At 42.2% G+C, this 23,741-nt stretch carries 25 protein-coding genes; 24 read left to right on the top strand and 1 reads right to left on the bottom strand.

The features are described from left to right. Nucleotides 1-50: 50 nt before the first annotated feature. From der to J7Q78_RS02205, 8 genes are all read left to right on the top strand, one after another. On the top strand, nucleotides 51-1,361 hold the full coding sequence (gene der, locus J7Q78_RS02240) for a ribosome biogenesis GTPase Der (RefSeq protein ID WP_154242064.1): 1,311 nt from the start codon (nucleotides 51-53) through the stop codon (nucleotides 1,359-1,361). Between the two features lie 206 nt (nucleotides 1,362-1,567). Continuing rightward, entirely contained in the window at nucleotides 1,568-1,843 is a 276-nt protein-coding gene (locus J7Q78_RS02235) for an HU family DNA-binding protein (protein WP_154242063.1), read from the top strand. Nucleotides 1,844-1,938: 95 nt separating this feature from the next. Continuing rightward, nucleotides 1,939-3,204 carry a tetratricopeptide repeat protein gene (locus J7Q78_RS02230; RefSeq protein WP_208422334.1) on the top strand — a complete coding sequence of 422 codons (1,266 nt, stop codon included), beginning with the start codon at nucleotides 1,939-1,941 and terminating at the stop codon, nucleotides 3,202-3,204. A gap of 304 nt (nucleotides 3,205-3,508) precedes the next feature. Further along, the gene (locus tag J7Q78_RS02225; RefSeq protein WP_154242060.1) at nucleotides 3,509-4,708 is read left to right on the top strand and encodes a CCA tRNA nucleotidyltransferase; all 1,200 of its coding nucleotides are present in this window, start codon (nucleotides 3,509-3,511) and stop codon (nucleotides 4,706-4,708) included. Between the two features lie 63 nt (nucleotides 4,709-4,771). Then, nucleotides 4,772-5,233 carry a hypothetical protein gene (locus tag J7Q78_RS02220; RefSeq protein ID WP_154242059.1) on the top strand — a complete coding sequence of 154 codons (462 nt, stop codon included), beginning with the start codon at nucleotides 4,772-4,774 and terminating at the stop codon, nucleotides 5,231-5,233. 142 nt (nucleotides 5,234-5,375) lie between these two features. Next, nucleotides 5,376-7,259, top strand: coding sequence for an ABC-F family ATP-binding cassette domain-containing protein (locus tag J7Q78_RS02215; RefSeq protein ID WP_208422333.1), 1,884 nt, complete (start codon nucleotides 5,376-5,378; stop codon nucleotides 7,257-7,259). A 118-nt stretch (nucleotides 7,260-7,377) separates the two neighbouring features. Next, nucleotides 7,378-8,328: a thymidylate synthase gene (locus J7Q78_RS02210; RefSeq protein WP_154242057.1), complete on the top strand. Its 951-nt coding sequence runs from the start codon at nucleotides 7,378-7,380 to the stop codon at nucleotides 8,326-8,328. Nucleotides 8,329-8,343: 15 nt separating this feature from the next. Next, nucleotides 8,344-8,844 (top strand): dihydrofolate reductase, encoded by a 501-nt coding sequence (locus tag J7Q78_RS02205; RefSeq protein ID WP_208422332.1) that lies wholly within the window; start codon nucleotides 8,344-8,346, stop codon nucleotides 8,842-8,844. 53 nt (nucleotides 8,845-8,897) lie between these two features. Here J7Q78_RS02205 and J7Q78_RS02200 read toward each other — a convergent pair whose 3' ends face one another. Continuing rightward, a complete protein-coding gene (locus tag J7Q78_RS02200) occupies nucleotides 8,898-9,758 on the bottom strand; it encodes a LysR family transcriptional regulator (protein ID WP_154242055.1) in 861 nt (286 codons plus the stop codon). 120 nt (nucleotides 9,759-9,878) lie between these two features. On the opposite strand from J7Q78_RS02200, the gene J7Q78_RS02195 reads away from it, so the two are divergent. The 16 genes from J7Q78_RS02195 to J7Q78_RS02120 all read left to right on the top strand — a co-directional run bounded on the left by J7Q78_RS02195 (nucleotide 9,879) and on the right by J7Q78_RS02120 (nucleotide 23,483). Continuing rightward, on the top strand, nucleotides 9,879-10,787 hold the full coding sequence (locus J7Q78_RS02195) for an ACP S-malonyltransferase (RefSeq protein ID WP_154242054.1): 909 nt from the start codon (nucleotides 9,879-9,881) through the stop codon (nucleotides 10,785-10,787). 6 nt (nucleotides 10,788-10,793) lie between these two features. Further along, nucleotides 10,794-12,440: a malonate decarboxylase subunit alpha gene (gene mdcA / locus J7Q78_RS02190; RefSeq protein ID WP_154242053.1), complete on the top strand. Its 1,647-nt coding sequence runs from the start codon at nucleotides 10,794-10,796 to the stop codon at nucleotides 12,438-12,440. 15 nt (nucleotides 12,441-12,455) lie between these two features. Beyond that, complete coding sequence (locus J7Q78_RS02185) at nucleotides 12,456-12,755, top strand: malonate decarboxylase subunit delta (protein ID WP_154242052.1); 300 nt, start codon at nucleotides 12,456-12,458, stop codon at nucleotides 12,753-12,755. After that, nucleotides 12,745-14,433, top strand: coding sequence for a biotin-independent malonate decarboxylase subunit beta (gene mdcD, locus J7Q78_RS02180; RefSeq protein WP_154242051.1), 1,689 nt, complete (start codon nucleotides 12,745-12,747; stop codon nucleotides 14,431-14,433). The genes J7Q78_RS02185 and mdcD overlap by 11 nt, the downstream gene beginning before the upstream one ends. Beyond that, a complete protein-coding gene (locus tag J7Q78_RS02175) occupies nucleotides 14,430-15,026 on the top strand; it encodes a malonate decarboxylase holo-ACP synthase (RefSeq protein ID WP_154242050.1) in 597 nt (198 codons plus the stop codon). The genes mdcD and J7Q78_RS02175 overlap by 4 nt, the downstream gene beginning before the upstream one ends. Nucleotides 15,027-15,157: 131 nt before the next feature. After that, nucleotides 15,158-15,973, top strand: a complete 816-nt coding sequence (locus J7Q78_RS02170; protein WP_208422397.1) for a triphosphoribosyl-dephospho-CoA synthase MdcB — start codon at nucleotides 15,158-15,160, stop codon at nucleotides 15,971-15,973. Between the two features lie 214 nt (nucleotides 15,974-16,187). Further along, entirely contained in the window at nucleotides 16,188-17,030 is an 843-nt protein-coding gene (locus J7Q78_RS02165; protein WP_154242049.1) for a DegV family protein, read from the top strand. Nucleotides 17,031-17,122: 92 nt separating this feature from the next. Next, nucleotides 17,123-18,022, top strand: a complete 900-nt coding sequence (locus J7Q78_RS02160; protein WP_328798335.1) for an SGNH/GDSL hydrolase family protein — start codon at nucleotides 17,123-17,125, stop codon at nucleotides 18,020-18,022. A gap of 14 nt (nucleotides 18,023-18,036) precedes the next feature. After that, nucleotides 18,037-18,669: a YpmS family protein gene (locus tag J7Q78_RS02155; RefSeq protein WP_154242047.1), complete on the top strand. Its 633-nt coding sequence runs from the start codon at nucleotides 18,037-18,039 to the stop codon at nucleotides 18,667-18,669. A 9-nt stretch (nucleotides 18,670-18,678) separates the two neighbouring features. Next, on the top strand, nucleotides 18,679-18,903 hold the full coding sequence (locus tag J7Q78_RS02150; RefSeq protein ID WP_154242046.1) for a YozE family protein: 225 nt from the start codon (nucleotides 18,679-18,681) through the stop codon (nucleotides 18,901-18,903). Continuing rightward, on the top strand, nucleotides 18,903-19,469 hold the full coding sequence (lepB, locus tag J7Q78_RS02145) for a signal peptidase I (protein WP_208422331.1): 567 nt from the start codon (nucleotides 18,903-18,905) through the stop codon (nucleotides 19,467-19,469). The genes J7Q78_RS02150 and lepB overlap by 1 nt, the downstream gene beginning before the upstream one ends. A gap of 59 nt (nucleotides 19,470-19,528) precedes the next feature. Then, nucleotides 19,529-20,380, top strand: a complete 852-nt coding sequence (gene ylqF, locus J7Q78_RS02140; protein WP_173011543.1) for a ribosome biogenesis GTPase YlqF — start codon at nucleotides 19,529-19,531, stop codon at nucleotides 20,378-20,380. Then, nucleotides 20,380-21,141, top strand: a complete 762-nt coding sequence (locus J7Q78_RS02135) for a ribonuclease HII (protein ID WP_208422330.1) — start codon at nucleotides 20,380-20,382, stop codon at nucleotides 21,139-21,141. Before ylqF ends, J7Q78_RS02135 begins: the two co-directional genes overlap by 1 nt. Nucleotides 21,142-21,190: 49 nt before the next feature. Beyond that, nucleotides 21,191-22,057: a DNA-processing protein DprA gene (gene dprA / locus J7Q78_RS02130; protein ID WP_154242042.1), complete on the top strand. Its 867-nt coding sequence runs from the start codon at nucleotides 21,191-21,193 to the stop codon at nucleotides 22,055-22,057. Nucleotides 22,058-22,152: 95 nt separating this feature from the next. Further along, nucleotides 22,153-23,007 carry an SDR family oxidoreductase gene (locus J7Q78_RS02125; protein WP_154242041.1) on the top strand — a complete coding sequence of 285 codons (855 nt, stop codon included), beginning with the start codon at nucleotides 22,153-22,155 and terminating at the stop codon, nucleotides 23,005-23,007. A 32-nt stretch (nucleotides 23,008-23,039) separates the two neighbouring features. Next, entirely contained in the window at nucleotides 23,040-23,483 is a 444-nt protein-coding gene (locus tag J7Q78_RS02120; RefSeq protein ID WP_208422329.1) for an Rrf2 family transcriptional regulator, read from the top strand. Nucleotides 23,484-23,741 lie beyond the last annotated feature (258 nt).

The raw sequence follows: 23,741 nt of genomic DNA, 5'->3' as shown, positions 1-23,741 counted from the left end.
GTCAGTTTGACGCAGACAGGGTACACTGAACAACGAAGGGAATGAATACAATGACAAAACCAGTTATCGCCATTGTTGGTCGACCTAATGTCGGTAAATCGACGATTTTTAATCGCATTGCCGGTGAGCGGATCTCGATTGTTGAAGATACGCCAGGGGTTACGCGTGACCGCATTTATACCACAAGTGAATGGTTAGGGCATGAATTTAGCCTAATCGATACCGGTGGGATTGAAATTAGTGACGCACCATTTATGGAACAGATTAAACAACAAGCAGAAATTGCAATTGATGAAGCAGACGTGATCATCTTCTTAGTGAGTGCCCGAGAAGGGGTTACCGATGCGGATGAACGCGTTGCACAAATTTTATACCGCGCTGATAAACCCATCTTACTTGGGGTTAATAAGGCCGACAATCCAGAACAACGCCAAGATATTTTTGATTTTTATAGTCTTGGCTTTGGCGAACCAATTGCCGTTTCAGGGGCCCATGGGCAAGGCATAGGGGATCTTTTAGATGCCGCCGTTGCCAAGTTCCCCGTTGAAGAAGACGAAGAAGAAGACGATAGCATCAAGTTTAGTTTGATTGGTCGGCCCAATGTTGGGAAGTCATCACTCGTGAATGCGATGTTAAAAGAAGACCGCGTGATTGTCTCACAAATTGAAGGGACGACGCGTGATGCCATCGATACAAAGTTCACGGCTGAAGATAATCAAGAATTTACCATGATTGATACTGCCGGAATCCGTAAGCGGGGTAAGGTCTATGAAAATACTGAAAAATACGCCGTAATGCGTGCTTTACGGGCCATCGACCGTTCTGACGTTGTATTAGTTGTTTTGAACGCTGAAGAAGGCATTCGTGAACAAGATAAGAAAGTCGCGGGGTACGCCCATGAAGCGGGTCGTGGGATTATCATTGTGGTGAATAAGTGGGATACGTTAAAAAAAGACAACCACACAATGAAAGAATTCGAAAATCACGTACGCGATCAATTCCAATACTTAGACTATGCACCAATCATCTTTGTGTCGGCTAAGACTGGCGTTCGCTTGCAAAACTTGCCAGCGATGATTGAACAAGTGAGTGAAAATCAAAATCGTCGGATCCAATCAGCACTCTTAAACGAAGTCTTGATGGACGCAACAACGGTGACACCAACCCCAGCTATTAATGGGAAACGCCTGCGCATTTATTACATGACACAAGTCGCAGTTCAACCACCTACATTTGTCGTTTTCGTAAACGATGTCAACTTACTTCATTTCTCATATCAGCGTTTCTTGAAGAATCAATTACGAAAAACCTTTGATTTTACTGGTACACCAATCCATTTGATCCCTCGGCAACGAAAATAAGGGGGTTATTCAAAAATCTGCTAATACGATTAACTAATTTACTCAGAATGCCGTTTTTTTAGCGAAATTCCTTGCTATCACTAGGTTTGTGTGATAAATTAAAAAATGAAATAGTGATCAAATCATTGTTTCGTCATTTTTGACCACTCAAAAATGGTTTCGGTAATTAATTACTGATTATCTGTGATGAGCAGGAGGTGAAAAACATGGCAAACAAAGCACAATTGATCGAAAGCGTAGCATCAAAGACTGGTTTAACTAAGAAGGATGCAACTGCTGCAGTTGATGCAGTATTTGGTTCAATCCAAGACACTTTGAAAAAAGGTGACAAAGTTCAACTAATCGGCTTTGGTACTTTTGAAGTACGTGAACGTGCAGCTCGTAAGGGCCGTAACCCACAAACTGGTGCAGAAATTAAGATTCCTGCAAGCAAGGTACCTGCATTCAAGCCAGGTAAAGCATTAAAGGATTCTGTTAAATAAGAATTCAATTAATCGGCTGGGATTTTTCCCAGTCTTTTTTTATTGGTAATGGTTGCGAATATGTTAAAATGGAACAATCGAAAAAGGGTGGTTAAATGACGAATTCAGAACAAATGCTTGCGGCATTGGAAGATAATAATTTAGAACAAGCGCAAACTTATTTCCAACAGGCTTTAGCCGCGGATGAACCGGATACACTTTATAGCTTAGCTGAAGAACTATATGCCATGGGTTTTTTAGAACAAGCCACGACAATCTATCAACAATTGTTGGCACAATTTCCAGATGAAGACCAAATCAGAACGACACTTGCCGATATTGCCGTCAGCAATGGTCAATACGACGATGCCTTGAACTGGTTGGCAGATATTACGTCAGAATCCAATGCGTATGCCGAAAGTCTTCTAACTGCAGCTGATGTCTATCAAACAATGGGCTTACCAGAAGTTAGTGAACAGAAATTATTGACAGCTTTACGCTTATATCCTGATGAACCCGTAATACAATTTGCTTTAGCTGAATTGTATTTTGAAATGGGTGAGTATGTCAAAGCCGCTAATTATTATGAAGCCCTTATCGATCAAGACGTGGTTGAATTCGGGCAGGTAAATATTCAAAAGCGGTTGGCAACGAGTTATGCTAGCAGTGGCGCTTTTGAAGAAGCGCTACAGATTTATGAAGGATTGACACCAGAATTCCTAACAGAAGACGATCAATTCCAAATGGGTTTTTTGTATTTACAAATTAAAGACTATCAAAAAGCAATTGAGGTCTTGACCAAGTTGCAGACGACTGATCCACAATATACGTCGCTTTATGCCTACTTGGCAACAGCTCAAGCGGCACAGAATCAATTAGAAGATGCCTTAGTGACCGTTCAGACCGGAATTGGGTACGATGCCTACAATGAGGTGCTTTATCAAAAGGGGAGCGATTTAGCGCTTCAATTGGGGAATAACGAGATTGCTGAACAGATGCTAAACGAGGCACTAAAGATTGATCCTGATAATATGGGTGAAATTAGTGCCTTGAGTCAAGTTTATCGCCGTCAGGGACGCCATATTGAAAATATTGCCTTCTTACAAGAGGCGATTGAAAATCATAAACCAACGGCTGATTTATACTGGTCACTAGCGCAATCACAGATGGCGGTTGATGATGGCGACCAAGCGCGCGAAAATTATCTGTTAGCTTATCCGGATTTAAAAGATAACCCGGCTTTCTTACACGATTTAATTTTATTCTTCCAAGAAATGGCGCAGATGCCAGAAATGTTGGCGGCCCTCAAACAATATTTAAAACGCGTCCCAAACGATATGGATATGCAAGCACTCTATGATGATTACCAAGCAATGCAATAATGCTTAAAAACGCCCGCCTATATTTTAGTCGGGCGTTTTGTTGATTATTCAACTGAGTGCCAGTGTTAAAACCGCAACGGCAAAAAGAAGGTGTGAACGGCCCACCGGCAGCTCTTTTTCTTTTTCGATAATGTGGACAATGGACAGCAGTGTGTGATGATTCGTCATTGAACCCCCCTTTAGATAGCTTAAATACAGCACGGCGTAGGCTGTAAAAACAGTCCTAGCTATTTGGTGTCTGTAATGATTGTGGTATGATAAATAGCATCCGAAACAGTTAATTATTAGATAAGAGGGATTATCCATGAAAGTAACGACCTTTGCGCCGGAATTTAAAGCCGCCCTACCAATCTTAAAACAAATTGAAGCAGCGGGTTTTGAAGCCTATTTTGTCGGTGGTAGTGTCCGCGATTATTTATTAGGCTTGCCGATTCACGATGTCGATATTGCAACGTCCGCGTACCCAGCAGAAGTGAAGCAAATCTTTAAACGAACTGTCGATACTGGGATTCAGCACGGGACTGTGATGATTCTTGATCATGGGACGGGCTATGAAGTGACAACTTTTAGAACAGAAAGTGGCTACCAAGATTTTAGACGGCCCGATTCTGTCACGTTTGTGCGGTCATTAGCCGAAGATCTACAACGGCGGGACTTTACGATTAATGCGCTTGCGATGCGCGCCGATGGTGAAATCATCGATTTATTCGATGGGCTTACCGATTTAAAAGCACAACAAATCAGAGCAGTGGGCCAAGCCGATGAACGCTTCCACGAAGATGCATTACGCATGATGCGCGCCGTCCGTTTTGAAAGTCAGCTCGGATTTGCTGTCACCCCAGAAACACAAGCTGCGATTGCCAAACACGCTGAATTACTGACGAAAATTGCGGTGGAACGAATTCATGTAGAATTTGTGAAGTTGCTGCAAGGTATTCAGCGGCAAAATGGCTTACAAACTTTTTTGCAAACCGGATTGTATCAATATTGCCCAGAGTTCGCGAATCAAGCAGCGGGATTAGCCAAATTAGCGGCCTTACCTGCGCAACAGATTCACGATGAAGAGACGGCTTGGCTATTAGTCAATGCATTATTGGGTAAAACCCCCGCCGCTGCTGGTCAATTATTAAAACGTTGGAAGAGTGCTAATAATGTGCTTGATGCAGTTAAAGCAGGTTTAGTGTTGCTGCCCATGATTTTAGATGGCTCTGCTGATCAATGGGCGCTTTATCAAGCTGGCCAGCACGTATTAGCCATCACGTTAGTCGTTGCCCAATTGATGACAAGCAAACCAATAGCCGTTGATCAGTGGCAAGCAAAGTATGCGGCACTTCAAATTAAGCAAAAGGCTGAATTAGCCATCAATGGGCAAGTCTTAATAAAAAATGGTTATCAACCTGGCCCGCAACTGGGTAAAATGTTGGCACGACTCGAAAAAGCCGTGGTGTTAGACCAATTACCAAATGACCAAGCGCAATTATTGCAATGGGCTGCACAAAACTAAGCCATTCCCTCAGAAGGTGTGTTAAAATAACCATGTAAGCACATTCAGAAAGGGTGATAATTGATGACACAACATGTTTTTAAGGAATTAAAATTTTATTTTAGAAATGGTGACGCTTGGACCGTCAGCCACAAAGAATTAAATGATATTTGGATTAGCCGCGTTACCACCAGTTATGGCCGCATTAATGGCGGCCCAATGCAAGAGATTCACCCTTGCAAGAGTTTTAAAGCTGAAATTTTACCGGAAGCCGATCATGTTAAATCTGAAGATATCAATACCGGGTCGCTTGAAATGGGGATGTTTGGGCGGGCAACAAAGTACCAAGACATCGAAAAACTCGATTTAATCTTTGAAGACGATCAAGATCGCGCACCAATGCAAATTTATTTCCCATTCAAGAACAAAGATAATAGTGGCTTAGATAATATTTATCAAAGTAGTCAAATCTCACAAAAAAATGGTCATTTATACATCGTGATTGATGCTGAACACACAATTGCAGATATGTACCCTGAAATTTAAGTTAACTCCTGACAATCTTAATCGTTGTCAGGAGTTTTTTTTGCTCATTGGCTGTTTATGATATTCTTTTTGTCATTTTGATTGTCAGTCGTCTGATTATTCGCTATGATTGATAGTAACGAAAGTAAAAAGGTGACTTATATTGCAAACATTGACAGCAACGCATTTAACAAAGACATACGGCGAAAAAACGCTTTTTGAAGATATCTCATTTTTAATCCGCGAAGGGGACCGGATTGGCTTGGTTGGCATTAACGGGACTGGTAAAACAACGTTGCTCAACGCGATTACCGGCACAGATTCATACGATAGCGGCCAGATTGAAACGCCTAATCAATATGCGATGAGTTATTTAGCGCAGAAGCCAAGTTTTGATACGAATTTAAGTATTATGGCGGCCATTTTTGCCGGCGATAATCCGGTCTTCAAGACTATCCAAAATTATGAACGGGTCTTGGTAGCTTATACGCAAGATCCAACTAATCTCAAATTGCAGGCGCAATATGAACAGGCTGATGCCCAAATGACACAACAGGATGCTTGGACGGTCGATACGGATATCAAAACCATATTGACGCAACTACACTTAACGGATCTAGACCAACCAATCAATACGTTATCCGGGGGGCAACAAAAACGGGTTGGCTTGGCACAAGCCTTAATTGAAAGCCCTGATTTATTGATTTTGGATGAACCGACCAATCATTTGGACTTTGATTCCATTGAATGGCTGGAAAAACGGTTGGCGCAATATCAAGGGGCCCTTTTAATTGTGACGCATGATCGGTACTTCTTAGATCGGGTTGCTAACCAGATTTTCGAACTCGATGGTGGGCAACTCTATTCATACGATGGTAATTATGAACAATTCTTAACTCAAAAAGCTGATCGCCTGGAACGTGAACAACAAGCTGCCCATAAGCAACAACAACTCTACAAGCAAGAATTAACGTGGATGCGAGCGGGGGCTAAGGCACGAACAACCAAACAACAAGCCCGAATTAATCGCTTCAATGATTTAAAGGCGAATTTAACCACTGGACCAGATGACTCAGAAGTCGATATTCAAATGGGGCAATCACGGTTAGGAAAAAAAGTACTCGAATTAAAGCATGCCAGTTTACGCCTTGGTGATCGGCAGATTCTAGATGATTTTAGTATTTTAGTCCAAGCTAACGATCGAATTGGGATTAGTGGCGTCAACGGAGCAGGCAAATCATCACTCTTAAACGTGCTGGCGCAACGGCTACCACTGGATAGCGGGGAGCTAATTGTCGGTGAAACCGTCAATCTTGGCTACTACACGCAACAAAATGAAGATCTCGACCCTCATAAACGAGTCATTGCCTACTTGCAAGAAGCCGGCGAAGAAGTCATTGGTAAAAATGGGGACCGGATCAGTGTCACACAATTGTTAGAACAATTCCTGTTTAGTCGTCAAATGCATGGCACATTGATTGGGAAACTTTCTGGTGGTGAGAAACGCCGCCTGTATTTGTTGAAGATTTTGATGCAACAACCAAACGTCCTATTACTGGATGAACCAACCAATGATTTAGATATTGGGACGTTAACAATTCTGGAAAACTACTTGGAAAATTTCAATGGGACGGTTATCACGGTCTCCCATGACCGGTACTTCCTCGATCAAGTTGCCGACAAATTGCTTATTTTCGAAGGCAACGGTCAAATTAGTACTGAAGTGGGGCTTTTTAGCGATTACTTAGCGAAACAAAAAGCAACCACCACTAAGGCAGCGCCTAAAGCAGCGGCCGCCCCAGTTGATGAAGCACCAGTTAAAAAGCCGAAGAAAAAATTAACATATGCCGAACAAAAAGAATACGAGCACATCGAAGCTGACATGGAACACTTGGACGAACAGATTGAAACCATCAAAGCACAAATGAACGCAAACGGTGCCGATTACGGTAAATTAGCAGAGTGGCAAGCCCAAATGGATCAACTCAACCAACAACTAGATGAAAAAATGAGCCGTTGGGAATATTTAAGCGAATATGCAAATTAAATGAGGGCGTTCAAACTGGGGATGTTCTGAGGATTAGCCAAATGAGCCGCTTGTGTGGCTCATTTGGCTAAACGTCGGAACATGGTTTGAAAAGCACGTTAAGAAAGGAATTTACACCATGTCTGAGCAAAACTACTTGGATTTAGCACGTACCATTTTAGAAACAGGTCATTATAAAGAAGATCGCACCAATACAGGTACTTATAGTTTATTTGGGTATCAAATGCGGTTTGATTTAAATGAAGGGTTCCCTTTATTAACCACCAAAAAAGTGCCATTTGGTCTAATTAAAAGCGAGTTGTTGTGGTTTTTAAAAGGCGATTCCAACATCCGCTACTTACTACAACACAATAATCATATTTGGGATGAATGGGCGTTTGAACGCTACATCCAGAGTGCTGATTATACTGGCCCTGATATGACTGATTTTGGACATCGTGCCCAAAATGATGCGGCTTTTAATGCCATTTATCGCGACCAGATGCAACAGTTTAACGACCGTATTTTAAACGATGCGGGCTTTGCCAAACAATATGGTGAACTAGGCGATATTTATGGTAAACAATGGCGTGCTTGGCAAACACGTTCTGGAGAGACAATTGATCAGATTAAAAATGTGATTGAGCAAATTAAAACGAACCCTGATTCACGACGGCTAATTGTGTCAGCTTGGAATCCAGAAGATGTGCCCAATATGGCATTGCCACCTTGTCACACGATGTTCCAGTTCTACGTTAATGACGGACGGTTATCGTGCCAATTGTATCAACGCAGCGGGGATGTTTTCCTTGGCGTGCCATTTAATATTGCTAGTTACGCATTATTGACCCATTTGATTGCGCATGAAACTGGTCTTGAAGTGGGCGAATTTATCCATACTTTGGGGGATGCCCATATTTATAGTAATCACGTTGAACAAGTGAAGACGCAGCTTGAACGCCCAATTCATACGGCCCCCCAACTATGGTTAAATCCAGATAAAACAAGCATCTTTGACTTTGATATCGCCGATATTAAACTTGAAAATTATGAAGCAGAACCCGCAATTAAAGCACCTGTCGCGGTTTAATGAGGAGGAGTGGCAATGTTAGCATTTTTATGGGCTGAAGATCAAAATGGGTTAATCGGTCAAAATGGTCATTTACCATGGTCCCTACCAAACGATCTGGCCAATTTTAAGCACGAGACCATTCATGAAGTGGTCGTAATGGGGCGTAAAACATACGATAGTTTACCTGTTCGCCCCTTACCGCGTCGGCAAAACATCGTGATGACACGGCAAGCGGATTTAGCTGTGGCAGATGGCGTACTTGTGATGCACAATCGAGCAGAATTGCTTGAATATGAACAGGCCAATCCGATGAAAAAGATTTTTATCATTGGTGGCGCCGACATTTTTGCAATGTTTGCTGATGATGTCGATTATCTGTACGTTACAAAAATTGCTGAAACGTTTGAAGGCAACATTTACATGCCAAAATTGGCGATGGATCAGTTCGAATTAATCAGTCAAACACCTGGTGTGATGGACGACCGTAATCGCTATGCGCATACATTTGAAATTTATCAAAGAATAACTAAATAAGCTGTAAAGAAGGAACGTTTGCTATCATTAATTTGATAGTAAACGTTCCTTCTTTACTTAGGGCAGATGAACCACTCACGAAGAGTGGTCGCAATTGTTTGGATGAGTGGGTGTTCTTCTTGCAACGTTGAAGAAAGATAAATAGTTCGTTCAATTGAAACACCAGCAATCTCTTTTAAGACAAAGGTGTCATTAGCTTGATAGGACCAAGAGATTTTGGGGAAAAAGGTGATGCCTAAGCCTTGATTGATAATTGAACGAAGTGTTGCAGGATCATCGGTTGTTGAGCTAATTTTAGGATGAATATGATTAGCTTCAAGGGCCATATCAACTGTGTGGCGAAAGGCATTGTTAGAACTCAACATAATAATTGGTGTCTGTTGAATATCCGTTACTTGCAAACGCGCTTTTTGGGCTAATGGGTGTGATTTAGGGACGGCAACTAAAATGGGTTCGCTAATAATCGGAATATTAATTAAATCAGGTTTTGAATCAGAAGTGATAAATAAAACAGACGCATTAATATTTTCGGGAAGCTGATGTTGGATAATCGTTAATTCCATATCAGGATGTTTTTCTGAAAATATGCGCATTAAGTTTGGCGCTGAAACTGATGCGACTTCTAAGCACAGAGTGATTGAAGTAATGGTTTCCTTGTTTAAGGCGTTAACCGCACGAAATCCATCGTCAAGGGTGGCTAAGGTTTTAGTAACATAGGGATAGAAGGTGTGGGCATATTGGGTCGCTTCAATATTGCGCCCTGTGTGATAAAAAAGCGTGACACCTAATTCGGATTCTAACTGTTTAATGGCGCGACTGAGGGCCGGTTGCGAAATATATAGGGCGCTAGCGGCCTGGGTTATATTGCGGGTTTCAAAGACTTTTTTGAAGTATTGTAAGTAAGTTAAGTTCATTGTTGACCACCTTAATTGATACCTTTTAGTTATGAATCAATCTATTTTAAGTATTTTTCATTATAACAGAACGCGCTTAAGATTAAAGAGTAATCGGTCGTGACGAAAGGTGGAAAGTCAATGCGGACAGCATTTTTATTCCCAGGACAAGGTAGTCAAAAAGTCGGAATGCTACGGGCGGTTCCGGTGCAATATATCGAACGAGTTAAAAAAATAACTGGCTATCAACTTGAAGATTTACCCGAAAATTACAAGGACCCGGTTTTTATCCAACTAGCATTATTGGTTAAAGGCTTATCTGTTTTGGCTGCGATTCAAAGAAATGAAATTAGCCCGGATTTAGTGGCAGGCCATTCACTAGGCGCTTTTTGTGCTGCAGTTGCTTGTAAAGCAATCACATTTGACGATGCGATCAGAATTGTTTATCAACGTGCCACTTTGATGAAGGCCGCTTATCCAACTGGCTATGCAATGGGGGTCATTGTTGGGTTAACCCGAACGGAAGTGGCGCAAGTTGTTCAAGCTACTTTTGATGAGATGCACCCAGTATACCTATCAAATGAGAATAGCCCGTTGCAACACACAATATCGGGTGAGATGACGGGACTTCAGAAAACATTGGCCGCGGCAAAATTGCGGCAAGCCCGTACGGCTAAGTTATTAAAAGTACCGGTACCATCACATTGCCGTTTAATGCAAGCGACGGTCGCAGCATTGACGCCTGTTATTAATCAAATAACGTTTTACCCAACAATTTGTCCGTATTTAAAAAATACGGATGGGCGAATGACACAAGATACTGAAGCAATTCGGCAAGATTTACTAGAAAATGTTGCGCAACCGGTTCAATGGAATCAGATGATGGACGTTGCTAAAGAGTGGGGAATGACGCTGACACTTGAATTTCCACCTGGTAACACACTGACGAAATTGATACATGTCAAGTTTGGTGAACGGTCTATTCGCACAATTAATATTGACCAACATGGAGTTGATGACGCAACGTTTCTATATCAAAAATGGAGATGAACATTGATGGAAAAACCACAACGGAATTGGGACACAAAACGGGTTCAAAAAGCACAACGATTAGCCAAGATTAGTAAGCTAATGACTGGCAAATATGTTGAAACAAAGCAAATTATTACCGTACTAGAGGCACTCATTGCCCCTGGTGATAAAGTTGTTTTGGAAGGAGACAACCAAAAGCAAGCAAGCTTTTTATCACAAAGTTTAAATCAGGTTAATCCTAAAAAAGTGAATAACTTGCACATGATTATGTCGAGTATTTCGCGTCCAGAACATTTAGATATTTTTGAGCGTAAAATTGCCTCAAAAATTGATTTTTCGTATGCTGGCGCCCAGAGCGTCCGTGTTTCACAAATGATTGAAGATGGCAAAATGAAATTAGGTGATATTCATACTTACCTTGAACTATATGGCCGTTTATTTATCGATTTAATCCCCAATGTCGTTTTAGTTGCCGCCGATAAAGCGGATAAAGCTGGGAACTTGTATACCGGTTTTAATACCGAAGAGACACCAACAATCGTTGAAGCAGCGGCTTTTAAAGATGGAATTGTTATCGTTCAGGTTAATGAAGTCGTTGATGAATTACCACGGATTGATATCCCCGCAGGTTGGGTCGATGTTGTGGTTCCTGCTGATAAACCTTATGAATTAGAAGCCCTTTTTACGCGAGATCCACAAAATATTACAGAACTACAAATCCTAATGGCGATGATGGCAATTAAGGGAATTTATGCGGAACATGGTGTTCAATCATTAAACCATGGGATTGGTTTTAATACCGCAGCGATTGAATTACTCTTACCAACGTATGGGGCCTCATTAGGCCTTAAGGGCAAGATTGCTAGAAATTGGGTTTTGAATCCACATCCAACAATTATTCCGGCGATTGAATCGGGGTGGGTTGAAAGTATTCACAGCTTTGGCGGCGAAGTTGGCATGGAAAAATACATTGCTGCCCGTCCTGATATTTTCTTCGTAGGTCAAGATGGGACAATGCGCAGTAATCGGGTTTTGGGGCAAATTGCTGGCCAATATGCTGTTGATATGTTTATCGGTTCAACACTTCAATTAGATTATGATGGTAATTCCTCAACTGTAACACGCGGTCGACTATCCGGGTTTGGCGGTGCTCCTAATATGGGACATAATCCTGGTGGGCGGCGGCACGCAACGCCAGCTTGGCAATCATTACGTGATCAAGCTAACGCATTGGGTAAAGGCCGAAAACTAGTGGTACAAATGGTTGAAACCTATGGTGCTAATAAAAAACCAATTTTTGTCGAAAATTTGGATGCTTTAGCGGTTCAAAAACAAGCGGGGCTTGCTAATGCGCCGGTCATGATTTATAGCGAAGACACAACGCATATTGTTACGGAAGAAGGCATTGCTTATCTTTACAAGGCAACTAGCAAAGCGCAACGCCAAGCTGCGATTGCTGCGATTGGTGGTGTCACACCTTTAGGGATGACAAGTACTAAAGAATCATTAGATCAGTTACGGCACGCAGGGATTGTTAAGTTGCCCGAAGATTTAGGGATTAAGCGGAGTGACGCTAAACGCTCACTATTAGCAGCGCAGACAATCGATGATTTAGTTGAGTGGTCAGATGGTTTATACGAACCACCGATGAAATTTAGAACTTGGTCATAAGAAGGGGCGATTTTTATGGAACAATTAGCTTATCAATATCAAACAAGTCAACCAATTAGCCAAAGAGTCCACGTTGGCGTAGTCGGGTCAGGCGATTTAGAAATCTTAATGTTTCCAACTGATAAATCAGAATCAACTGTTACAGTTCGTACTGGTAGTGACGGTTTTGGTGAAGTATGGGGCAATGTCTTAACACGCTTTTTCGATCGTTATCCGATTTTGGCTGATATTGTGATTAATGACTTCGGGGCAACGCCTGGGGTTGTTTACCTGCGATTAACCCAAGCAATGGAGGAACTAGGTAATGAAGAATAGTTTTGTAGAATTAAATGCGCGCGAACGGGTTAATGCTTTATTAGATGCAGAAAATGGTCGCGAATTAGTTGGGCCATTTGATCAGATGATAGCGCCGAACCTAGTTGCTCAAGGTATTGTCCCAGAAAGTGATGATGGGGTTGTCGTGTCATTAGGGACCATTGGCCATAAAAAAGTGGTTGTGATTGCGATGGAAGGTAGCTTTCAAGGCGGTGGCATTGGTGAGGTCTCTGGTGCAAAGATTATTGCTGCGCTAAGTCATGCTTTAGAAGAAAATCAAAATGGTCATGAAATTTTCCCCATTATTATATTGGATACAGGAGGGGTACGTTTACAAGAAGCGAACTATGGTCTGCTTTCCATCTCTGAAATCGGTAACTTGATTGTGGCACTCAAAAAATATGTCCCCGTCATTGGGGTCGTCCCCGGTCGTGTCGGTGCGTTTGGGGGGATGGCCATCACTTCAGCTTTAATGAGTTATTTAATTACAACCAAAAAAGCACGCGTTGGTCTGAATGGCCCGGAAGTAATTGAGCAAGAGGCCGGTGTTCGTGAATTTGATTCAAGTGATAAAGACTTAATTTGGAATACAATTGGTGCGCGTCAACGAGTTCAAGCGCAAATTATCGATGAATTGGTGACTGATAGTGTTGAAAGCATTAAGGCAGCAGTCTTGTCGGCAATCCGTGCGCGCAAGGATAGTCACCGTAGTGAAAACGCCGACTTTTACTTATCCCTATTAAATTCGCTTGATCTTTCAAAACCAATGGCAATTGAAACCTATAATCAAGCACGCATTGAGCATCAAGCGCAAGCGGTGGACTTACCAGTAATCACAGAACAAGCATCTCCGGCGACAACCAGTGTTGGTTATGATTGGTTTCAAGCATTAACGGGGTTAAAGAAGCCACATTCAACAGTAAGGACTGTTTATTATGGAGATTCAAAGCGGTTTAATGAAGAGGTGGTAGTGACTGCGGTTGTGCCAGATCCTAATAATCCAATGTATCGTGTTCGAGAGGGTGAAGTCGGATTGGTGGAAGGCTTTCGCATGGCCCAGATTTTAAATCATATCTATGAAGCAGATCAAAATAAAGCCGTTAAGCGGCCAATTGTGGCCGTTATTGATGTCCCTAGTCAAGCTTACGGCTATAACGAAGAATTGATTGGAATTCATGTTGCACTTGCCAATAGTGCTGCTGCCTACGCTAAGCTGAGACAAGCTGGACATCCAATTATCGGTGTGATTGTTGGAAAGGCAATTTCGGGGGCGTTTTTAGCCCATGGTCTACAATCAAGCCGCTTAGTCGCTTTAAATAGTTCTGCAATTTCAGTTCAGGCTATGTCTAAAGAAAGTGCCAGTCGCATTACAAAACGGTCAATTGCTGAAATTGAAGCAGCTGCCCAACAAGTGCCTTCAATTGCTTATGATATTCGTAACTACAATCAATTAGGGGCCCTCTACCGTTTCTTAGAAAAAATAACGGATCAATCGACAACTATTGCCAATGTTCAGGCTGTTATCGCTGCAGTTAATGACGCAATTGAAGACGTTCGCCGGACAAACGATACAATGTTGACGACCCGCTATACTAATGAAATTGCCGTTAAAATGGGGCGCGTTGAAACGAATAAAGTGCAGGCTAAAATGAACGAAGAATGGCATGCTGAACAATGAGATTGGCCCATGATATTGTGCGTTTCAATCAAGCAGCTATCCAACAACGAGAATTAGTGCAGCAATTAGCACTGTCAAAACAAGTTTTTGGTGTTATTCGACGGGCATTACCTAGCCAACCAGATTTAGTGCCGATTGGCTTACGCGGTGTTGCTCGTCATCAGCGGTTTGCTTTAGAAATTCCAATAACCGCGATACAAGCGATTGTCCATCCTTGGGAGATTACTGCGCGGGAATCTTTTCGAGCAGCTGAGATTGCTCAATTTCCTGTCTATGAACAATACCATGCGGCTCAAAAAATACTAGCTGGGTTCAAATGGGGGGTTGGTGGCAGTTTGGGATTTGAACTAACATCTGGGATTCAAGCCATTAAGCCAACAAGTGATTTTGATTTATTACTTTATGCTAATGCGCCAACGGAAATACCACTAGCAGTTATTATTAAAAATCGTTTGTTCTTTGAGCAATTTGATACACAAGTAATAACCCCCAAGGGAGGATTTGCGCTAAAAGAATATTTACGAACTCCAGATAAAAAAATTCTGCTAAAAACTGATACTGGACCGATTTTAACCAAAGAACTTTGGTCATAGTTGTTTGAGAGATTATGGTTTAGATAAGTCTAAACTTGGGTGGCCGGTTCTTTGAATAAGTTAGTTAGAGATTAAGCAACAAATTAGTTAAGGAGTTTTCGCTTTTGATAAATAAGACTCAACAAATAGTTATGAAGCAATTAGCAGGCCTCGTCGAACAAGCTTTGGTTGATGAAGTTTGCTTAAGCCCCAAACCCGGTTTAGTGGATGCACGCAACAATGGGGCTCATTCAGATATGGATCTGGCTTTATTTATCAAGTCCGCGCGGGCTTTAACCCCTTATTTTGAACAGATGGCACAAGCTGCTTGGCAGCAACCAATCAGTCAGACTTTACGCGAGACTATCGCACACATTGGTCGTAAAGCTGAACAGGCGATGTTTAAAGAAACTAACGGGATTAATACTCATAAAGGTGCCATCTGGGTAATGGGGCTATTGACGACGGTCTATGCCCAACGAATCAGTACGGGGCAATCAATCCAGACTGATGAGCTCTTGAAACTGGTTAGTTGCCTAGCACAATTCCCTGATTCGCGTTATCAAAATAAGCAGTTAACCCACGGTGAAGCGGTGAAACAACGCTATCGGGTAAATGGGGCCTATGAAGAAGCGGTACTGGGCTATCCACATATTTCTTTAGCGCTTGAAACATATGCTAAATGGCAGACAGCGACACCTCAACAGTATCAATTACAAATGTTATTAACTTTAATGAGTAGTGTCACAGATACTTGTGTGTTGCATCGTAGTGATCAAGGTACATTAATTGAAATGCAACGCTTGGCGAAGTCGGCTAGCCAAACATCATTACCAAATGTTAGTTTTGTAAATTTGCAAAAGTATTGCCATCAAAAATACATTTCACCTGGTGGGAGCGCTGATTTATTAGCAGCTAGTCTATTAATAATTGCCGTTAAGCGTCAATTTTACAGAGATAAAAATTAGCGATCAAGCGCCGGTTTCTTTTAGCCAAAAATAGGCTAAAGAAATTGGCGTTTTTGTGTCGTTAGCATCACTAATTACGACATAATCTGGTTTAAACAGTAACTTTTGGTGAAAAAAATGGGATTGTTTGATATACTGTCAATAGACATAATCATAGAAATCATAGGGCCGTTATTGCCCAGATTTTAAGATAGAAAGCGTGGCTGAAGTAATAGTGGCTAATATTAAAATTGTAACGGATTCATCTATCCAATTAACTCCTGAAGAAATTAAAGAACATCATATTACGGTTATTCCGTTAACGATTATGATCGATAATACGGTGTATATTGATGGTGAAACCATCACCCGGGATCGATTTATGACTGAAATGGCCAGTGCGAATGCCTTGCCGAAGACGAGTCAACCCGCAATCGGGAACTTTGTCGAAACATACGAACGACTAGCGGCTGATGGCAGTCAGATTTTATCAATTCACATGTTACGTGCGATTAGTGGGACCGTTGATACAGCCCGCCAAGCCGGTGAGATGGCAAAAGCGGATGTAACAGTTATCGATAGTGATTTCACTGATCGGGCAATGGCGTTTCAAGTGCTAAAAGCGGCGGAAGTCATTGAAAATGGCGGTAATATGGATGATGCTTTAGCAGCCATCCAAAATGTACACGATCATACGAAACTATACATGGGTGTGACTAATTTGACCAACCTTGTTAAAGGGGGCCGGTTGAGTCATGCGGCTGGTGTGATTTCAAGCTTATTAAACATCAAAGTAATCCTTGAAGTGGCTGATAGCGAATTAAAAGTGTTACGCAAAGGCCGTGGAATGAAGACCATTACGAAATTCATTGATGAGATGGAAGCTGATATGCGCGACTTAAAGATTCGGGCAATCGGGATTTCTCATGCGGATGGTTTGGAATTAAGTGAAAAAATTAAAGCACAATTGCAAGTGGTTTTCCCAAATATTGAGATTCTTGTCCGGACGACTGATCCAGTGATTGCGACACATTCAGGTGCGGGCGCATTTGCCGTCATGTATTACACAGAGGACTAACAAGATTTCAATTAATGTATTAACATAAAGGCTGGTTGACATTAAATTGTCCCAGCCTTAACTATTATCTAGAAATAACCGAGGTGTTACGTTTGAAGAGAGCACGACAAATTTTAATTGATTTAGGGTTATTTGCCGGTGCGATTTTAGTAGTCTTTATTATCTGGCAATTGTTAACGCCACGGCTGAACCAAGCGCCCAAGACAGGAACAGCAACGTCTTCGGTGGCTAAAGTGATTAAACCAAAACCAAAAAAGCCGTTGCAACTGGTTGCAATTGGCGACTCATTGACGCATGGCGTTGGTGATGAGACTAATAAAGAAGGCTATGTATCATTAGTCGCCAAGCAGATTCAGCAAGCGACAAAGCATCCCGTTAAGACCGCCAATTTTGGTGTGACGGGTGATACCAGTGTGCAAATTACTAAACGCGTCCAGAAACAAAAACCGCTCCAACAACGACTAGCAAAAGCTGATATTGTGACATTAACTGTTGGCGGCAACGATTTAATGGCCGTTTTACAGAATAATTTTTTTGAACTAGATCAACGGCGGATTACGAGCGGTCAGCAAAAGTATCAAATGAATTTAACCACCTTAATGACCCAAATTAGAAAGTATAATCCGGATGCCCCGATTTTCATCATGGGTGTCTACAATCCATTTTATGTTTATTTTCCTGAAATTACTGGGATGTCAAAGGCGGTTGCGGAGTGGAATCAGACGGTCAAAACAGTTGCTAATGATTTCAAAGACACGTACTATGTCGATAGTGATCGGATGTTGACACGAGGAGATGGGCACTTTGTCAAACAGACGAAATCGCTCGCTAAAATGGATAGTGCGCAGTTGCAAAAAACACTAGCGGCTAACGAGCATTTAAATCCCTACATCAGTCCAGATGATCATTTCCATCCCAATCATAAAGGTTATCAACGGGTAACAAAGGCTTTTTGGCAAGTAATGAACGCACACAAGCAAACATGGGATTAGAGAAAGGATAGGTTATGACGACCAGACAGGCACATCAAGCAGCACAGAAAACAACCATTAAACGCAATATCAATTATTGGAAGTACAGTTTCATCGTTTTATTAGCAATTGTGATTGGGACGGTTGGCTTTGTTGGCTACAACGTGATTGCACCGAAGACTGAAACGATTAAAACTGAAAAAATTATCAAAGCCGATAGCACCTTTGAAATTCAGATGCAAAAGAAACAAATCAATAGTTTAGTCGCCTATTATTTACAAAACTATTTGGAAGATTCAAAGATTAAATATCAACTTACCTTGGATCAGCAGGCAATTTTATCTGGTCAATTCAAATTTTTAGGGTTTCCAGTTGAATTCAACCTCTTTTTTGAACCGTATGTTTTAGAAAATGGCGACGTACAATTACGCGCCAAACAATTAGCGGTTGGCCAATTGAAGGTGCCGATGTCGTTTGTCTTTAATTACATCAAGCGTCAATATAAATTCCCTAAATGGGTTGTTTTAGATGCACACAAGAACCGCATTATATTACGCTTAAATGAGTTTAAGCTCGAAAATGGGATGCAAGTGACTGCTAAACATATCGATTTGAAAAACGATAAGATTGATTTAAACGTCTATATCCCGCTAAAAAATAAGAAATAAGGTGTTCAGATGAAGCAGAGTTTTTATCGTTACCTCATGACGCAACGTGATCCCAATAATTACGAACCAGTACCACAATTTGCCAATAATGCTTTTTTCGACCAATCTTTCCCTAAGCAAAGCGGCAATTACGAAACATTAACGCGCTATTTGGAACTCAATGGCAGCTATCTTCCCAGTATGACAATTTTTGACGAGGCATATGCGGCCTATCAGGAAAGTGAACAAGCCTAATGACCACCCCGAAGCAGAAGCTGTGGCGGGGATGGGTCATTACAGGCGATTGGCTCCTAGCGTTTTTGCTGGCGGGAACCATGGTGATGGTGTTACGGTCGTTTATACTAGTGCCTGCGTCGGTGTCAGGGCAATCAATGGCGCCAACGCTCAAGTCAGCGGACCAACTTTTATTACGGACTAGTGGACCGATTAAACGCTTTGATATTGTTGTCTTTACTCGGCCTGATCAAACAACTTACGTGAAACGGGTGATTGGTCTGCCAGGTGAAACAGTCGCCTACCGTAATGACCAACTGTATATCAATGGACGGTACATTGCCGAGCCATTCTTGGATGCAGCCAAACAAAAACCAGGGGTCTTAACGTCGGATTTCGAATTAAAAGCCTTAATTGGCGAACAGCGGATTCCACAAAATGAATACTTTGTATTGGGTGATAATCGCCAAATCAGCAAAGATAGTCGTTTATTTGGACCGATTCACCGCGATACAATACTCGGCCGGGCAGTGGCAATCTACTGGCCGATTAACGACGTCCAATTCTTAAAAGCATCAAAAGGCTGAGACAATCAGTGACAACTATTAAACTCGGTGTTTCTCACTTAACTAGCAATAAAGGAGTTATTATGACAATTCAATGGTATCCAGGCCATATGGCAAAGGCCCAAAAACAAATTAAAGAACGGCTCAAAGCAGTTGATTTGATTCTCGAAATCGTAGATGCACGGGTCCCAGAATCTTCCATTAATCCAATGATTGCAGAACTCGGTCAAAACAAACCGACCCTCTTAATTATGAATAAAGCGGATATGGCAGATGCTAAGCGCACCCAACAATGGATTGAAACGTTTAAAAAACGGGGGATCACAGCAATCGCGCTTGATGCCCAGCACAAATCAAAATTACCGCAAATTGAAAAAGCTGCACAAGAAATTTTGGCCGACAAACTCGCTAAGAAACGGGCAAAGGGGCTTTTAAATCCCGTAATTCGTGCCATGTGTGTTGGCGTCCCTAACGTTGGCAAGTCAACAATTTTAAATCGGTTAGTGCAAAAAAATATCGCGGTAACGGGCAATCGCCCAGGTGTGACAAAAAATCAACAATGGTTAAAAGCAGGGCAATCCCTCGAATTACTAGACACACCAGGGGTTTTATGGCCTAAATTCGAAGATCCAGCCGTCGGAAACAAGCTTGCCTTAACGGGAGCCATTTCGGATGCAATCTATCATCCAGATGACGTCGTCGTTTACGCGCTTGATTATTTCAAGGAGTTCTACCCGCAACAATTGACAAGAGAATATCAGGTGACGGCAACTGAACTTGAAATGACAGCTCCTGATTTAATCATGGCTTTGACCAAACGACTTGGTTTTAAAGAAGATTACGATCGCTTTTGTATGAAATTTATTACGGACGCCCGTAAAGGCAAGTTGGGGCGCTTTACCCTTGACATTGTTCCCGTGGAGGCGCACTAATGAGCAAGCCAGAATCAATTGCTTCAATTAAGGCGCGCCTACGCGCGCCTATGGCAGAAGAAGCGCTCGCGCTTTTGCGCAGTGATTCGCGAGTTGGTGTTCAGAAGTTGTTGATGCAATATGACAAGCGGATGGCCAAGTTAGCGGCGCAAAAAGCGGCGTTTATTAAACGGCGGCAGATGGAAGAAAGTTTGTGGCCGGAGTATCCCCTAATTGCCGGGGTTGACGAAGTTGGGCGCGGACCGTTAGCGGGGCCGGTGGTCACAGCGGCGGTTATTTTGCCGCACGATTTTGACTTATGGCAAGTCAACGATTCTAAACAACTTTCGTTTAAAGTGAAACAAGAACTGTATCGCGGCATCATGGCACAAGCAGTTAGTGTCAGTATCGGGATTGCCGACGCACCACGGATTGATCAAGAAAATATCTATCACGCAACGGAACTTGCGATGGGCGAGGCCGTCGCTGGATTAGCGATACAACCGAACTATCTATTGGTTGACGCGATGACCGTCCCGATAGATATTCCGCAATCAAAATTGATCAAAGGTGATGCTCGCAGTATTAGTATTGCCTCAGCCAGTATCGTGGCCAAAGTGATTCGGGATCAATTGATGATTAATTATGATCAACAATACCCTGGATATGACTTTGCAAATAACATGGGCTATGGGACAGCGAAACATTTGGCTGGTTTAGCTGAATTCGGTGTGACACCAATTCATCGTCGCAGTTTTTCGCCCGTTAAAGATGCCTTATAAGAAAATAAAACAGCTCTTTTACGAAAATAACCGTAAAGGAGCTGTTTTTGTGTTAACTAAAAAGCAATTATTATTAAAAGTACATCTTGCAGATGGTTTTGGCCCCATCAGTGAATTACGCTTGGCTGCGTGGCTAGTGACAAGTCATAATTGGGCGTTATCGGCGTTGGAAATCGCCCAGATTGCGTGTTTACCGGAACGTTACTGGCCGCTATTTCAGGCTAGTTTTGATAGTTCAGCGTTACAAATCAAGTGTGCTGTACATGAACGGAATGTTCAATACGTGACGATTCTCGAAGCAGCCTACCCACAACGGTTGTTAGAAACCCACTGTCCACCGACTATTTTGTTTTATCGTGGTGACCTAGCATTACTAAAAAAACCGTGCGTTGCAGTGGTTGGTGCACGGCAAGCTACGCAATATACCAAGCAAGCCTTGCAACATTTGTTGTGCTTACCACAAACAACAACGATTATCAGTGGCCTGGCACAAGGTGCGGACGCGATGGCTCATGAAGTTGCTCTTCAAAAAGGGTTGCGACCGATTGGCGTAATTGGCACGGGCTTGAATTGTTTTTATCCGCCACAGAACGAACGTCTTCAGCAGCAAGTTGCTGAAGACGGAATATTGCTATCCGAATATGGTTTGGACGTAACCGCTAAGAAGCACCACTTCCCAGCCAGAAATCGGATCATCGCCGGACTTTGTCATAGTTTAGTGGTCACAGAAGCCCGCCAAAAAAGTGGCAGCTTGATTACCGCTAATTTAGCATTGCAAGCCAATCGTAATGTGTATGCCTTACCGGGTCAGATTAATCATTCATTATCGGCCGGTTGTAATCAGCTAATCTTGGCTGGGGCGACGCCGCTTTTAAACCAACAGTTGTTAATGGATGAGTTACATTATTTTGATTGAAAGTTAAGGGTTGACAATCCTGTGACGAGCTGTTAATATTAAAGTCACAAGTTACTTATAAAGTAACAAATAGAATTCAAAAGGGGATTTTTAATATGAAATATGCAATTACCGCAGTCACAGGACGTTTTGGACAAGTCGCAATGAAGACATTGGCCGAGTTAGTGCCCGCAGAACAAATTATTGGTTTAGCACGGAATACTGACAAAGCAGCTAACATGGTGCCAGCCGGGGTCACAGTCCGTCCTGGTGATTATAATGACGTTGCCACGTTAACCGAATCAATGAAAGGGGTCGATCGGTTACTATTTATTTCATCACAACCTGGTGGCGATGTTCCTCGTGCCCAACAACACTTAAACGTCATTGAAGCTGCTAAAAATGCTGGGGTTAAATGGATTGCTTACACGAGTTTCCCACATGCCGATTCAGCAACGGGTGCTTTAGCAAGTGATCATATTCAAACTGAAAAAGCATTGGCAGCATCAGGCATTGACCATACGTTCTTACGCAATAACTGGTATCTTGAAAACGAAATGGATAGTATCAAAGGAGCCTTAGCGGGTCAACCATTCGTTTATGGTGCCGGTGAAGGACATGTCGGTTGGGCGCTTGAACATGACTACGCTGAAGCTGCGGCTAAGGTATTAGTCAGTGATCAACCAAAAGCGATTTACGAATTTGCTGGGGCTCCAGCCACCTATGCCGATCTAGCTCAAGCGATTAGTGAGTTGACTAATCAAGAATTTAAGGTAGTATCATTAGATGCGGCTGATTATTGTCAAGGTCTTGAAGACAACGGCTTACCTGCTGAAGTTGCTGAAGTTGTCACTGGTATTCAAACAATGATTCAAGCGGGTGATTTAGATGAAACCACTTCTGATCTACCTGATGTCTTAGGCCGACCATTACCTTCATTAAAAGAAGCGTTACAGACGATTATTAAATAAGCCTGAATTGATTTCAAAAAGGCGGTTGAACCATGAAATACTCTCATAAACTTAGTGATGCCATTCATATTTTGGCCTACGTTGATATGTTTCAAGAGGGTGATCTATCCAGCCAAGCGATTGCCGGGAGCATTGAGTCTAATCCTAGTTTAGTGCGGCGACTCATGTCATTACTGGTGAAGGCGGATTTATTAGCGACTAAACCGGGCACAATTGCCCCTAAATTAGCGCGTCCAGCAGAACAGATTACGTTGTTAGCTGTTTTTCAGGCCCTTGATACAGATCAACGATTGTTACACGTCGATGAGAAGACGAATCCAGATTGTCTGGTTGGTGGCAATATCCAAGCAACACTTGATGCGGCCTATACGCAGGTACAAAAAGCTGCAGAAGCAGAAATGGCAACCATTACGCTGGCCCAAATTATCGCGGGAATTCGCGAACGAGAGGTTCAAAAAAGTAGTGCACAAAACTAGCGCTTCAATCTAGGGACTATATAATAGAAGAAATCGGGGTTTGACCAAGCGGTTAAATCCCGATTTTTTTGGTTGTCAATTCCTTTATTTTTAGTAGTATTTGTGCATTGGAAAACAATTTCTCTTTGGCATACCGCCAAACCTATGCTATGCTTTAAGCTGTTAATATCAAGCAGACTATCATTTGACAATCGTCAAGGTAGTGTTTTATGCTAATGAACGATTTGAACAAAGCGTTCTGTTGAAAGGGGTTTGTCC

The sequence above is a fragment of the Latilactobacillus fragifolii genome (assembly GCF_905332535.1).
GTDB classification, from domain to species: domain Bacteria; phylum Bacillota; class Bacilli; order Lactobacillales; family Lactobacillaceae; genus Latilactobacillus; species Latilactobacillus fragifolii.
The sequence above is the reverse complement of the archived record's forward strand: the minus strand, read 5'-3'. Positions and strand labels throughout refer to the sequence as shown.

What these genes read in the sequence shown, in the direction of transcription:
- J7Q78_RS02205 (WP_208422332.1), top strand. Translation starts at nt 8,344, where the DNA reads ATGTTAGCATTTTTATGGGCTGAAGATCAAAATGGGTTAATCGGTCAA.
- J7Q78_RS02210 (WP_154242057.1), top strand. Translation starts at nt 7,378, where the DNA reads ATGTCTGAGCAAAACTACTTGGATTTAGCACGTACCATTTTAGAAACA.
- J7Q78_RS02150 (WP_154242046.1), top strand. Translation starts at nt 18,679, where the DNA reads ATGAAGCAGAGTTTTTATCGTTACCTCATGACGCAACGTGATCCCAAT.
- mdcD (WP_154242051.1), top strand. Translation starts at nt 12,745, where the DNA reads ATGAAGAATAGTTTTGTAGAATTAAATGCGCGCGAACGGGTTAATGCT.
- J7Q78_RS02175 (WP_154242050.1), top strand. Translation starts at nt 14,430, where the DNA reads ATGAGATTGGCCCATGATATTGTGCGTTTCAATCAAGCAGCTATCCAA.
- J7Q78_RS02185 (WP_154242052.1), top strand. Translation starts at nt 12,456, where the DNA reads ATGGAACAATTAGCTTATCAATATCAAACAAGTCAACCAATTAGCCAA.
- J7Q78_RS02135 (WP_208422330.1), top strand. Translation starts at nt 20,380, where the DNA reads ATGAGCAAGCCAGAATCAATTGCTTCAATTAAGGCGCGCCTACGCGCG.
- J7Q78_RS02155 (WP_154242047.1), top strand. Translation starts at nt 18,037, where the DNA reads ATGACGACCAGACAGGCACATCAAGCAGCACAGAAAACAACCATTAAA.
- J7Q78_RS02225 (WP_154242060.1), top strand. Translation starts at nt 3,509, where the DNA reads ATGAAAGTAACGACCTTTGCGCCGGAATTTAAAGCCGCCCTACCAATC.
- lepB (WP_208422331.1), top strand. Translation starts at nt 18,903, where the DNA reads ATGACCACCCCGAAGCAGAAGCTGTGGCGGGGATGGGTCATTACAGGC.
- J7Q78_RS02235 (WP_154242063.1), top strand. Translation starts at nt 1,568, where the DNA reads ATGGCAAACAAAGCACAATTGATCGAAAGCGTAGCATCAAAGACTGGT.
- der (WP_154242064.1), top strand. Translation starts at nt 51, where the DNA reads ATGACAAAACCAGTTATCGCCATTGTTGGTCGACCTAATGTCGGTAAA.
- mdcA (WP_154242053.1), top strand. Translation starts at nt 10,794, where the DNA reads ATGGAAAAACCACAACGGAATTGGGACACAAAACGGGTTCAAAAAGCA.
- J7Q78_RS02170 (WP_208422397.1), top strand. Translation starts at nt 15,158, where the DNA reads ATGAAGCAATTAGCAGGCCTCGTCGAACAAGCTTTGGTTGATGAAGTT.
- J7Q78_RS02200 (WP_154242055.1), bottom strand. Translation starts at nt 9,758, where the DNA reads ATGAACTTAACTTACTTACAATACTTCAAAAAAGTCTTTGAAACCCGC.
- J7Q78_RS02195 (WP_154242054.1), top strand. Translation starts at nt 9,879, where the DNA reads ATGCGGACAGCATTTTTATTCCCAGGACAAGGTAGTCAAAAAGTCGGA.
- J7Q78_RS02220 (WP_154242059.1), top strand. Translation starts at nt 4,772, where the DNA reads ATGACACAACATGTTTTTAAGGAATTAAAATTTTATTTTAGAAATGGT.
- J7Q78_RS02120 (WP_208422329.1), top strand. Translation starts at nt 23,040, where the DNA reads ATGAAATACTCTCATAAACTTAGTGATGCCATTCATATTTTGGCCTAC.
- J7Q78_RS02230 (WP_208422334.1), top strand. Translation starts at nt 1,939, where the DNA reads ATGACGAATTCAGAACAAATGCTTGCGGCATTGGAAGATAATAATTTA.
- J7Q78_RS02125 (WP_154242041.1), top strand. Translation starts at nt 22,153, where the DNA reads ATGAAATATGCAATTACCGCAGTCACAGGACGTTTTGGACAAGTCGCA.